At 44.6% G+C, this 12,462-nt stretch carries 10 protein-coding genes and 1 tRNA gene; 6 read left to right on the top strand and 5 right to left on the bottom strand.

The window, feature by feature from the left end; translation table 11 throughout:
* Nucleotides 1-56: 56 nt before the first annotated feature.
* Nucleotides 57-2,345, bottom strand: a complete 2,289-nt coding sequence (locus AC1DP6_RS30370; protein WP_477058252.1) for a tetratricopeptide repeat protein — start codon at nucleotides 2,343-2,345, stop codon at nucleotides 57-59.
* A gap of 130 nt (nucleotides 2,346-2,475) precedes the next feature.
* Between AC1DP6_RS30370 and AC1DP6_RS30365 the strand changes: the two genes are divergently transcribed.
* Nucleotides 2,476-3,864: a S41 family peptidase gene (locus AC1DP6_RS30365; RefSeq protein WP_477058251.1), complete on the top strand. Its 1,389-nt coding sequence runs from the start codon at nucleotides 2,476-2,478 to the stop codon at nucleotides 3,862-3,864.
* 152 nt (nucleotides 3,865-4,016) lie between these two features.
* On the opposite strand, the gene AC1DP6_RS30360 is transcribed toward AC1DP6_RS30365, so the two are convergent.
* Nucleotides 4,017-4,439 (bottom strand): response regulator, encoded by a 423-nt coding sequence (locus AC1DP6_RS30360; protein ID WP_477058250.1) that lies wholly within the window; start codon nucleotides 4,437-4,439, stop codon nucleotides 4,017-4,019.
* A gap of 136 nt (nucleotides 4,440-4,575) precedes the next feature.
* Between AC1DP6_RS30360 and AC1DP6_RS30355 the strand changes: the two genes are divergently transcribed.
* The 5 genes from AC1DP6_RS30355 to AC1DP6_RS30335 all read left to right on the top strand — a co-directional run bounded on the left by AC1DP6_RS30355 (nucleotide 4,576) and on the right by AC1DP6_RS30335 (nucleotide 11,731).
* On the top strand, nucleotides 4,576-8,592 hold the full coding sequence (locus AC1DP6_RS30355) for a response regulator (protein WP_477058249.1): 4,017 nt from the start codon (nucleotides 4,576-4,578) through the stop codon (nucleotides 8,590-8,592).
* Nucleotides 8,593-8,596: 4 nt separating this feature from the next.
* Nucleotides 8,597-8,971, top strand: a complete 375-nt coding sequence (locus tag AC1DP6_RS30350) for a response regulator (RefSeq protein WP_477058248.1) — start codon at nucleotides 8,597-8,599, stop codon at nucleotides 8,969-8,971.
* 2 nt (nucleotides 8,972-8,973) lie between these two features.
* A complete protein-coding gene (locus tag AC1DP6_RS30345) occupies nucleotides 8,974-9,801 on the top strand; it encodes a CheR family methyltransferase (protein WP_477058247.1) in 828 nt (275 codons plus the stop codon).
* Nucleotides 9,802-9,820: 19 nt separating this feature from the next.
* Entirely contained in the window at nucleotides 9,821-10,393 is a 573-nt protein-coding gene (locus AC1DP6_RS30340; RefSeq protein ID WP_477058246.1) for a chemotaxis protein CheB, read from the top strand.
* A gap of 81 nt (nucleotides 10,394-10,474) precedes the next feature.
* Complete coding sequence (locus AC1DP6_RS30335) at nucleotides 10,475-11,731, top strand: hybrid sensor histidine kinase/response regulator (RefSeq protein ID WP_477058245.1); 1,257 nt, start codon at nucleotides 10,475-10,477, stop codon at nucleotides 11,729-11,731.
* A gap of 45 nt (nucleotides 11,732-11,776) precedes the next feature.
* Here AC1DP6_RS30335 and AC1DP6_RS30330 read toward each other — a convergent pair.
* The 3 genes from AC1DP6_RS30330 to AC1DP6_RS30320 form a co-directional block, all read right to left on the bottom strand.
* Nucleotides 11,777-11,849 (bottom strand) — tRNA-Ala (locus AC1DP6_RS30330).
* Between the two features lie 62 nt (nucleotides 11,850-11,911).
* Nucleotides 11,912-12,331 (bottom strand): response regulator, encoded by a 420-nt coding sequence (locus tag AC1DP6_RS30325; RefSeq protein ID WP_477058244.1) that lies wholly within the window; start codon nucleotides 12,329-12,331, stop codon nucleotides 11,912-11,914.
* Nucleotides 12,315-12,462 (bottom strand): sensor histidine kinase (locus AC1DP6_RS30320; RefSeq protein ID WP_477058287.1); only part of this gene is annotated, 148 nt, incomplete at its 5' end. The genes AC1DP6_RS30320 and AC1DP6_RS30325, both read right to left, overlap by 17 nt.

The raw sequence follows: 12,462 nt of genomic DNA, 5'->3' as shown, positions 1-12,462 counted from the left end.
TTTATCTCCGCTGCATTTTGCTAAAAGCTAAAAGCTAAAGGCTAAAAGCGATTTCTCTATTTCTTCTTTCTGAAAAAGGAGAATAATCCTCCTCCTCTCAGTTGATTTTTTTTGGCTGCTGCCGGCTGAAATCCGGGATCACTAGCCACAATCAGATCAATCAGTTTTTTACAGGCGCCAATATCTCCTTTTGCTTCGTAAGCCAATGCCATAATGTACCTGATCGAGGATGCTTCTGTGTCCCAGGCCCAGTTATTACCGGCGTATATGTTCACACATTGCGTACCATAGGTGATACATTCGTCATACTCCTTTTCACCCAGCCAGGCTTCTGCCATAAAAGCGTATACCCCAAACCGGTAGTTTGGTGAGTTGTCTGCCGCATCGCCGGCAGCCATGATTTCCAGTGTTTGCTGCATATCGGCAATAGCCGCTTTATACCGGCCCAGCTTTAATGCAGCCTTTCCCCTGAAGTAGTAAATTTTCATTTGTGAGATGACCGGCAGTTGAGGTACTCCGCCAATGGAAATACGATTGTTGATAGCGCCAATACAATGTTCATATTGCGCATTATCAAAGTAGAGGTACATCAGGTTGAAGTAAGCGTCACTGTCATCCGGTTTCTCTACCAGGTGGCTTTCCAACGCCAGTATACGCTCTGACAGATCGTCTTCGCTATTGGTTCTGATAAAGGCGCGACCGGTTTTAATACGGTCAATATTATACGTAATGGTATTGCGATCGTACGTTTCCAACTCTTCCATGTCGCGGGCAATCCAGCTATTGTATTCCGACAGTATTTTTTCGTACAGGTCCAGTGCTTCTGTATGCCGCTCCAGTGTACAAAGGTCATCTATTATGCGTTCGTGAATAGATACATAGTACATCAGGGGCAATACGGTTGTGAAATTTTCGAGTATGGTACTGCGGTCGTCAATTGCTTCTGCCAGTTTACCCATGCTGTGATACGCGTCGGCCCTGGATTCGAGCTGTTCCCAAAAGGGCGACATATTGTAACCGATGGTATGTACATGTACGGCTTCTACAAAAATGCCTCCTTCATATAATGCAATGCCGTAGTTGTTACAGCACATCGCAAAATGATGTGGGTGGCCGGCGTAGGAGCTACCGGTATTTTCATACCAGTAGGCATGATAAATATCAAAGGCTTTCTTATAAATAAATCTTTTCAATGGAATCGCAAACTGTTTGGCGCTGCTATCTTTTTCCAGTTGTATAATTTCACTGAAAATAACACCGGCTGCATACCAGTCGTAGGGTACGTTATGCTCAATATCCGGCCATTGCTCCGGGAATTGTCCTGTTACTTTATAGCTGGTGTAATACCATCTTACAATGCTGAATGGATAAGGGTGGATGGCCAGTGATTTTTCATACCAGGGAAGCGCTTCCTGGTAGCTGCCAATATTAAAAAAGGCCGTTGCAGTGTAATGGTAGAAGTAAGCTTCTTCCGGATACTGAGCGATATATCGTTTGCCGGTAGAAATCTGTTCCAGTGTACCTTCATCATCATCCTCTCCAAAAAACTGCTGCCAGAACTCAGTGGTGCCCTTACAAAACTCCCTGGCCAGTGCGGCATGACGCACGCCGTCTGTCAGCAGTTGCTGTACATGTTTGAGCAGGCGCAGCATTTCTTCTTTGGTGTTTTCTCCCGAGCTGATCATTATTTGCAGCATGGCCGCTGCAAAGTCGTAATCAGCCATATCGAGTGCAAACCAGGTGGTAGACAGCAACCGGTTGTTATATACGGTGCAGTCAAATGCCAGCTTATAGTACTCGAGTGCTGCGGGCCTGTTTTCCGTATGATAGTATACGTCTCCAATGCGGGTATAGCACTGGAACCTGGCTACATTGAGCTGTGGCAAATCGTCGGCATAGAGCGACTCATATACCTGCAGATTCCGGTGCATATCGGCCAGTGCCTTTTCTGTTTCATTTTTCAACACCCATACCTGGAACCGGTAGAGTAATGCTTTGGTGGTCAGTTCCTCATCGCCACCGGCAATCAGGATATCACAATCGTTGATGGCTTCGTCTCCCTTATCGGCCATTACGTTGGCGCCCATATAAGCCCGGTGTACCCTTGCCTGTGTATGGGCAGGTTCCAGGTCCAGCACCTGGCTGAACGCCTCGTAAGCGGCTTCGTACATAGCGGTGGCAAGGTCACGGTTGTCGGTGGCCTTGGCATTTTCCAGCTGGGATAAGCCCAGCAGCTGCCAGCCCCGGACCTCTCCGGGGTTGTCTTGTAAGTATATTTCCAGCTTCGTTATTGCTTCGGTATATGCCTGCTCATTGTACAGCCTTTCCAGTTCGTCTAAATGCATATGCTGTTAATTAGGACGTGTAATTTATTAATTATGGGCCACGATGATAAATAAATTCTGAATAGTTCCGTCCGAAGATTTATATTTAAAGACCATTTATTATCAGCCAGAAACATCCAAATCCTTTGCCATGAAAGCAATAGCAGTATTGTTATTACTCCTGTGTAATACAGTCGTATATGCACAGGAATGTGATTGCAGGAAGAAATTTGACAGCGTACAGGTCTATCTCAGGAAAAATTATGTAGGATTTATTGACAAGGTAACCCCTGTTACCCAGCAAACTTATGCCGCAATGGTGGCAAAACTACAGTTACAGGCGGCTACGATCAGGGGGGCCACACATTGCCTGCTGCTGGTCAACAGGTACCTGCGTTTTTTTAAAGATCAGCATCTTACACTGCATATCGGCTATACGCCGATAGTCGAAAAAATAACACTCAGTCAGCTACAGCTGGACCAGCTGCAAAAGCAACCCATTACAACCGTTGCCGGCATTTACGAGGCCGACCATCTTTATAAGATAGCCCTGGTAAAAAATCCCCGTGGATTACGCAGTTATGCAGCAGTGATCCTCGAATCCTCTGTACCTGACTGGAAACCCGGAGAAGTGATCTTCGAATTGGCTGCCAGTGGAACAGATAAGTTTGATGTTATCAGCTATCAGCAACATCGGGTTGACTTTGATACGGTGACTATCAATAAACAACGCGATGGGTTGTCTGCGCTTGGCTGGCAACGACCTGGCAGCACCCGCCCGCCTGTTGTCCGGGAAACACCTGCATTTGGTGATATGCCCACTGCCGCTTTCTTTTTCAGGCAGATGAATGATAGCACGGGCTATCTGCGCATCGGTAGTTTTGACGCGACTGATTATTACCAGGTGGATTCCGTACTCAACGCCAATGATGAGTACCTGCGGAAAAATACTAACCTGGTAATTGATGTCCGTGATAACGGGGCAGGTACAGATAAACTGACAGAACGGCTCCGCCCTTTGCTGTACACACAGCCGGTAAGAATTATCGGGTCAGATTTTTATGCGACCCCGGATAATATTAAATCCTGGAGCCACCTGCTGGATGAACAGGCAGGAAAGCTGCCCGATGAATACCTGGAACAGTTGCGGAATATGATCCATCAGGGCGATGGTTTGCAGGGCCGCCTGGTAAGTATGGGACCGGATGAAAACATGATCCTGCCTTCTCCATTGCCCGTTCCCGCTAAAGTAGCGGTGATTATTAACGGCAAGTGCAGTAATACCGCAGAGCAATTTTTACTGGAGGCAGTGCAGAGTAAAAAAGTGAAGATGTTTGGTACCTCTTCTGCCGGAGCATTGGATTATGCGAACGTAAATGTGGTGAAATATACTATGCCGGACTTCTCGATTGACTACCCCGTAACCCGGTCCCGCAGGGTGGCTATGGGGCAAGGCATTGATAACAAAGGTGTTCAGCCGGAAGTGAAACTGGATTTTCGCAGTCCCGGATGGCTGGAAGAAATCGTGAAAAAATTATAATGCAATAGTCGTTAAGAACGGGTTAACACTTGAGAGTACATTATTAGTCATCTTTACCTCAACAAAGCATATGCTCACGCATATATGAGGGTTTAAAAATAGTAACAATGGTAGAAAAACTGCCTCACAATTCTTTGTGAGGCTTTTTTCTTTTAAAACATCTTCTGCTGCAGTATATCTGTCAGTATATGAGTAAGTTCGTGTAAACTGTTTGGCTTGGTCAGAAAATAAGATGCACCCAATTCACGGGTCTCTTTTTTATCCAACTCGTGAGAAGAAGTGGTATAGATGATTACAGGAATATGCTTTAAGTGACCCAGCTGTTGTATTTCAGCCAAAAACTGCTTCCCGTCTACCCTTGGCATATTGAGGTCCAGGAATATTAAATCAGGTATCAGGTGATTGTTTAACTTGATTAATGCATCTTCCCCGTTTATAGCTTCATGGTAAATAATATCTGGCGCCAATTCTTTTAATACTTCACCAAATATCATTCTATCGTCTATATCATCATCAATTAAAAGTACTGAGGTATATTTACAGCTATCAGGCATATCATTTTTGAATAGGGACAAATCTATGATTTTGTTGTTATTTTATTATCATTATAATTCAGTTTAGCCAGCCGTTTTGGAATGAAATGTGCATGAACCCGGCAAGGATGCTGTTTATGAATGATATTGGCTTTTAAAATTAAACAAGCTCAGGCAGATGAAGAAATTCTTTATGCAGCTTCCCTTGCCCCGGAAGTTGATGTTAATAGCGGTAATACCACTCGTCTGTCTTATTTATTTTGGGATAGAAGTATTCAATAAACAGAGTGCGGATATTGATACCATCGACAACCTGGTTCAGAAAGTAACCGCTGCTACCACTATCATGAAGGTGGCAGACGAAATACATATGGAGCGCAGAAACAGCGTAAACTATGTATTACAAACAGGAACACTCAATGATCTGCTTACCCAGCGGGCCAAAACAGATCTTGCAATAGATGCGGTCAAAGGTCGGCTGCTGRCCAGTGATAGCCGTTTCTTTCAATATTCCCTGTTAAATACACTCCCCAAAAAACGAAAAGATATAGACAATAAAAGTATGCCCCAGCGGGAAGTACTTGATTATTACTCTAATCTGATTTTCCGCCTGAATGACCTGGCCAATACCAATACACCGGATATTCCTGTATTGAAAGGGTTGCAGCAGGATATGAATGCGCAGTACCTGCTGGCACAAATGACGGCCTACCAGGGCATGATTCGTATGGATATTTACTATTTCATGCTGAAAAAGGAAGTATGGCCGGAAGACTTTGCCCGCATTGAGAACAATACGGATATGTATAATTCCCTGCGCGCAGAGCTGCTGGATAAGGCTACTCTCACCGTCGTAAAAGATTTTCAGAAGCTGGAAACGTCCAGTGAATATACCATCACGAAAGACTTTACTAACAGCACCATCGCGGCCCGTAAAATAGATACACTGTTTAATGCAGATTCGTGGTGGGATAATTCTTCGCTCGCAGTAGACCAGATCAAACAATTACAACGCACTATTATTGATAAAGTGGGGAGAGATGCCAGAGCCATCTCCAAAAAAGAGAATGACCTCAAAACCCGCTACCTTATTGCCATGGTGCTGATCGTGGTATTGGTCATTGTTTTTGTAATTGTCACCATTAAAAGTATTACTGATAGCCTGGAGTTATTACGGATTGCTGCCGTAAATATTGCCAAAGGCGTTCCCGGCTCAGCACCTGAAATGCATAGCCAGGATTCCATTGGCAGCCTGGCCCGCTCATTTGTAGCCATCGATCAAACCAGTCAGGAATTGGCTGTTGCAGCAGACAGTATTGGTAAAGGAGATTTTAATATAGATGTAAAGCCCCGCAGCAGCGGCGATTTGCTGGGACATGCCGTTGTACAGATGGCGGCAGATCTGAAAACATTGCGTTATCAGAACGACCAGAAAATATGGATTCAAACGGGGCTTAATAACATCAGTGAAACCTTACTGGGCGAAAAGGATCTGACCACGCTCAGCAGGGATGCATTGACGGATATCGTACAATATACGGGCGCACAAACAGGCGTGCTGTATATCAAATATGCAGCTGAACTCCATTTGTCAGCAGAATATGCTTTGTCGCCGGCCTATCCGGCACCCGCTGTGATCGAGGTAGGTAAAACATTGCTGGGACAAAGCGTGCTGCAAAGAACACCATTATACCTGCAGGAAGCGCCTAATGATTTTCTGCACATAGCCGGTGCTGCAGGGGCGGCACAACCCGGGTATGTACTCATCATTCCGTTGATTCATGCCGGTATTACAGAAGGGGTGATAGAAATAGCTTCTCTTTTTCCGTTTAAAGAAAATGTGATTGACTTTGCGAAACAGGCCGCAGTAAACATTGCCATTGCCCTGCAAAGCACGAGGAGTCGTACAAAACTGCAGGAACTGCTGGAAGAAACCCAGGCGCAGGCGGAAGAGCTGCAAACGCAACACAGCGAACTGGAAAGCATGAACGTAGAACTGGAGGCACAAACACAGAAGCTGCAGGTATCGGAAGAAGAACTGAAAGTGYAACAGGAAGAACTGATGCAATCCAACTCAGAGCTGGAAGAACGAAGCCGCCTGCTGGAAGAAAAGAACCAGATCATCGTAGAACGTAACCTGGATATACATAAGAAGGCAGAAGAGCTGGCACTCAGCACCCGGTATAAATCGGAGTTCCTGGCTAATATGTCGCATGAACTGCGTACCCCACTGAACTCTATCCTGTTGTTATCAAGACTCCTGTCAGAAAATCATGACCTGAACCTAAACGGCGACCAGATAGAATATGCACAGGTAATTAATAGCTCCGGTAAAGGCTTACTAACACTGATAGATGAAATACTGGATCTGTCGAAGATAGAATCCGGGAAAATGGAACTGGAATTTGGAAACGTATCAGTAGCTGATATCTGTTCCAATATGCAGGCACTATTTGAGCCTATTGCAAAAGAAAAAGGATTACAACTGATATTGCATACCGCCGATGGTGTGCCTGATACGATTGAAACAGATCAGGTGAGACTGGAACAGATTCTGAAAAATCTGTTGTCCAATGCGCTGAAATTTACCGCCCGTGGCAGCGTAAGGCTGGAGGTGCAAACAGCAGAGACTCCGCAAGCGATCCGCTTTGCAGTAAAAGATACGGGTATCGGTATACCGGAAGATAAACAACAGGTGATCTTTGAAGCTTTCCAACAGGCAGATGGATCTACCCGTAGAAAATATGGCGGTACCGGTCTGGGACTATCTATCAGCAGGGAGCTGGCCAAATTGCTGGGAGGACAACTAAGTGTGAACAGTGCCGCCAATCAAGGGAGTGAATTTTTCATTACTGTTCCCGTTACACGCAAAGCAACCACATTTGCCAAAGATTCTTTCGTACCGCCGTCACCGGTAGTAGAAGAAGAGCCAGCAATTATTTCAGATAAGCGCCGCTTCCTGTCGGCTACTATTCCGGAAGACATAAATGATGATCGTGGGTTAATTAGCAAAGGTGATCCCGTCATATTGATAGTGGAAGATGATACGCATTTTGCCAAAGCGTTGCTGGATTTCACGCATGCCAGAGGCTACAAGGGGATTGTTACTGTACGTGGAGATCAAGCGGCGGAAATGGCGCGAATCTATAAGCCTATCGGTATTTTGCTGGACATTCAGTTGCCCATAAAAGATGGCTGGCAGGTGATGGAAGAATTGAAAAATGATCCGCAAACAAGACCTATACCGGTGCATATCATGTCTTCCATGGAAGCTAAAAAAGAAAGCCTCCTGAAAGGTGCCGTAGATTTTATCAGCAAGCCGGTAGACATGGAAAGTATGCAGCTCATTTTCGAGAAGATGGAGTTTGTATTGCAACGTTCCGCCAAAAAAGTATTGATACTGGAAGAAAATGCAAAACATGCCAAAGCTCTGGCCTACTTCCTCAGCAACTACCAGGTGAGTTCTGAAATAAGTAACAGCGTGGCAGATGGTGTTTCCTTACTACAGCAAAAGGATGTAGACTGTGTAATCCTCGATATGGGTATCCCGGATGAAAAGGCCTATGAAGCATTGGAGATGGTGAAAGAAATAAAAGGGCTGGAAAATCTGCCTATTATCATCTTCACGGGCAAAAGTTTGTCGAAGGCAGAAGAGCAGCGCATCCGGCAATATGCAGATTCTATTGTCGTGAAAACAGCTCATTCTTATCAGCGTATGCTGGATGAGGTATCTCTTTTCCTGCACCTGGTATCTGAAAATGCACCGGCAGTAGCCGGAGGCAATGGCAAAATGGGCATGCTGAATGAAGTGCTGAAAGATAAGACGGTGTTGATAGCTGATGATGATGTGCGTAATATCTTTTCCTTAACCAAAGCGCTGGAAATGCACCAGATGAAGGTATTGTCTGCCGTTGATGGAAAGGAAGCATTGCAGCAGCTGAAGGAACATCGGGCAGATGTAGTGCTCATGGATATGATGATGCCGGAAATGGATGGTTATGATGCCATTGCGGCTATACGGAAACAACCGGAACTGAGAAACCTGCCGATCATTGCTGTTACAGCAAAAGCCATGATGGGAGACCGGGAGAAGTGTTTGCAGGCAGGTGCTTCTGATTATATTTCCAAACCAGTAGATGTTGACCAGTTATTATCCCTCCTACGGGTATGGTTATACGATAAAGCCATGAAATAATTTTATGGAACAGAAACAGGTATTAATAGTTGATGATGATATGCGCAACATTTTTGCGCTGAAAGCAGTATTGAAATCCAGGTCTATTCCCTGTTTATCAGCTGCCACGAGTGCAGAAGCGCTGAAGTTGTTATCCGCAGACCATCATGTAGGGGTGGTACTGATGGATATTATGATGCCGGATATGGATGGTTACGAAGCCATTTCCGCATTACGGGCCATGCCCTGGAACAGTCAGCTGCCGGTGATTGCAGTTACTGCAAAGGCCATGGTTGGTGATCGTGAAAAGTGTCTGGAAGCAGGCGCCGATAACTATATTTCCAAACCAATTGATGTAGATGAATTACTCGTACAGCTACAACAATATTTATCCATGTAAAAGTGAGCAGGAACCCGATAAGTGAGCCCGAAGTAAGTTTGTTGCTGAATGATGTACTGGAAAGGTATGGCTACGATTTTACGGAATATGCCCCCGCTTCTATTCACCGGCGGGTGAATCATCTGTATCATGCCGACCGCTTCCCGAGTTTTGCCGAATACCGTTACCGTATCATTTCTGATCCGGATTATGCGTTGCGTTTTGTGGAAGAGATCACCGTTAATGTAACGGAAATGTTCCGGGACCCCTCTTTCTATCAGGCTTTACGTACACAGGTGTTGCCCATACTGGCTACCTATCCGTTTATCCGTATCTGGCATGCAGGGTGTTCCACCGGGGAAGAAGTATATTCTTTTGCCATTCTGCTGAAAGAAGCCAGGCTGCTGCATAAAGCCGTGATATATGCCACAGATATTAATGCCAGTGTATTGGAGAAGGGCAGGAAAGGAATGTTCCGCTTATCGCAGATGCAGCAGTATTCCCGTAATTACATGGAATCTGGCGGAAGGGAAGATTTTTCTTCTTATTATACCGCCAATTATGAATATGCCAAATTCCGTGAAGACTTGGGAGAGAAGATCATTTTTTCACCGCATAACCTGGTAACAGATGGATCTTTCAATGAATTTCAACTGATCATTTGCAGAAATGTATTGATCTATTTTAATAAAAAATTACAGGACAGAGTACTGACCCTATTTAGTGAGAGTCTTGAGCAGCTTGGGTTTCTGGCATTGGGAAGCAAGGAGACGCTTAACTTTACCAGTGTGACCGGGAAGTTCAGACAACTGGAAAGCAAAGAGAAAATCTGGCGGAAGGTGCAACTGTAATGATGAAACAACAGCCCTTATGACAACAGCGCCGTATTTAATTGTAATAGGTGGTTCAGCCGGTGGGCTACAACCCATTTTAACACTATTGCCCGGATTGGCAGCTTCTCTCCATGCCGCTATTATTATTGTTTTACACCGGCAAAGCCATTACGAATCTGTGCTAACAGAATTATTATCTGCCAAATCACCGCTGCCGGTGAAAGAAGCGGCAGAAAAAGAACCACTGCAGGAAGGGGTCATCTACATTGTACCGGCAGACTATCACCTGCTGATTGAAACAGATCATACCTTATCGCTCGATGATTCGGAGAAAGTGAATTTCAGCCGGCCAAGTATAGATGTTACTTTCAGTTCCGCCGCATTGGCTTATGGGAGCAATATGACTGCGTTACTGCTTTCAGGCGCCAACACAGACGGCACAGAAGGATTAATAGACGTACATGAAGCGGGAGGTACCACCGCCGTGCAGGACCCAGCTACAGCAGATGTGGATTATATGCCCCGGCAAGCCATTGAAATGGCCCCGGTAGATGTTATCCTGCAGCCTTCGGAGATGGCTGCATTTATTAACGGAATAGCCGGGGTATGATTATTGTTCCATTAGGATTTTTTAAGGAAAAGCCCAGGCAGCATTTTCCCCTGTACCTACCGCCATAAACAAGCTTGACGTATGATTTTAATTGTAGATGATAAGCCGGAGAACATACTGTCTATCAGGAAGACGCTGGAACTGTATCAGTTTGAAGTAGATGCTGCTTTATCCGGAGAAGAAGCGCTCAGGAAAATATTGAAACATAGTTATACACTTATCATCCTGGATGTGCAAATGCCCAGCATGGATGGTTTTGAAGTAGCAGAAGCGTTGTCTGGCCACAGTAAAGCGAAAGATATTCCCATTATATTCTTATCAGCAGTTAATAAAGACAAAAGGTTTATTGTAAAAGGATATGATTCCGGTGGTATTGACTATATCACCAAGCCGGTAGATCCGGATATCCTGCTGATGAAAGTAAAAACTTTCTCCCGGCTTTATCAGCAATCCCTGGAGCTGAAACAGATGCATCAGTCACTCAAAGAAGAAGTAGAAGTGCGGAAACTGGCGCAGGAAGCACTGATTGCACATCAGCAACAGGTAAATGAAATGCTGGAACAAAAGGTAAGGGAAAGAACAGAAGAACTGAGAGAAATCAATAAGTCACTGGAAGCCAGCAATCATGATCTGCAGCAGTTTGCCTCTGTGGCCTCCCATGACCTGAAAGAACCCTTACGGAAAATACAGTTGTTCGGAGCTATTTTAAGAGATAAGTTTTTACATACGGATCCTAACGCCCTGTCGTATATGGAACGTATTGTAGGGTCTTCAGAACGCATGGCAAAGCTGATTAATGACTTATTGAACTATTCCCGTTTATCAGTAACAAGCATATACGAAATAACCGACTTTAATGAAATGGTCAAAGAGATTCTCAGCGACCTCGAATTGATGATTTCAGAACGGGATGCGGTGATATCTGTGGAAAAAATGCCCCAGATTGAAGCGGTCCCGGGGCAGGTAAGGCAGGTATTTCAGAATATTATCAGTAATGCACTGAAATTTTCCCGCAAAGACATTTCCCCTGTTATCCATATTACCGCCGATGTGGTCACTGATTTAAACCCGGAAAGTGCCGCCTTTACAGGGGGGCAGTATTGTCGTATTGTGATCCGTGACAATGGAATAGGATTTAATGAGAAATATCTCTCCAAAATATTTACCATTTTCCAGCGCTTACATACCTCAGAACTCTATGAGGGTACCGGTATAGGCTTAGCCATTGCCAAAAAAGTAGTTGATAAACATGGCGGCATTATTACGGCCAGCAGTAAAGAAGGAGAGGGGGCAGCATTTGTGATTGTATTGCCGCTGAGACAAGGGAAGAATAACTAAAAACAAAAAAGCCTGTAAATCTTACGATCTACAGGCTTTATACCGTGGAGGATATCGGACTCGAACCGATCACCTCAAACATGCCATGCTTGCGCTCTACCAGATGAGCTAATCCCCCGTATTTCAAATTTCCCCTTTCGGGAGTGCAAAAATATATTTTTTCCTGATAACACCAACATTTTATAGGAAATCTTTGAAAATTCCTTCTACTGTATCCTTTAGATCTTTCAGCAGCAAGGGTTTTCGGAGCAATTTAATTACCATTGGATTGGCGTTGGTGCGGGTAATATCGCTATAATCCAGGGAAGATGACACCATTACGATATGGCATTGGGACTTAATTTTATGCGGATAGGCGTCAAACGCCTGCAGGAATTCAAATCCATCCATCTCCGGCATTTGTATATCCAGCAGGATGACAGTAGGCGGAATTTTAGGTAAGGTAATATTGGAAGATAAGAATTCAAGCGCCTTGTTGGCATTTACAAATGAAAGCACCGTTCTGCTGATTTGTTGAAATCCGATCAACTTCTCATGCAGTAATAAATCAATCTCGTTGTCATCTATCAATATGACACGCAGGTCAGGTATCGAATTCATTTCTGTTGGGGATGGTAATTTCAAATTGGGTGCCTTCGCCATATTTAGACTCTACATTAATTGTTCCGCCTATTTTGCTTAGCGCTTCCTTAACAATATATAAGCCAATACCACTGCCCGGTTTATTATTG

The sequence above is a fragment of the Chitinophaga sp. 01L420 genome, from assembly GCF_056399985.1.
Note: the sequence above shows the minus strand (reverse complement) of the source record. Positions and strands in the feature narration are given on the sequence as shown.

Excerpts from the sequence above, each read along its gene's own strand:
- AC1DP6_RS30370 (WP_477058252.1), bottom strand. The coding sequence starts at position 2,345 with ATGCATTTAGACGAACTGGAAAGGCTGTACAATGAGCAGGCATATACC.
- AC1DP6_RS30365 (WP_477058251.1), top strand. The coding sequence starts at position 2,476 with ATGAAAGCAATAGCAGTATTGTTATTACTCCTGTGTAATACAGTCGTA.
- AC1DP6_RS30350 (WP_477058248.1), top strand. The coding sequence starts at position 8,597 with ATGGAACAGAAACAGGTATTAATAGTTGATGATGATATGCGCAACATT.
- AC1DP6_RS30340 (WP_477058246.1), top strand. The coding sequence starts at position 9,821 with ATGACAACAGCGCCGTATTTAATTGTAATAGGTGGTTCAGCCGGTGGG.
- AC1DP6_RS30335 (WP_477058245.1), top strand. The coding sequence starts at position 10,475 with ATGATTTTAATTGTAGATGATAAGCCGGAGAACATACTGTCTATCAGG.
- AC1DP6_RS30325 (WP_477058244.1), bottom strand. The coding sequence starts at position 12,331 with ATGAATTCGATACCTGACCTGCGTGTCATATTGATAGATGACAACGAG.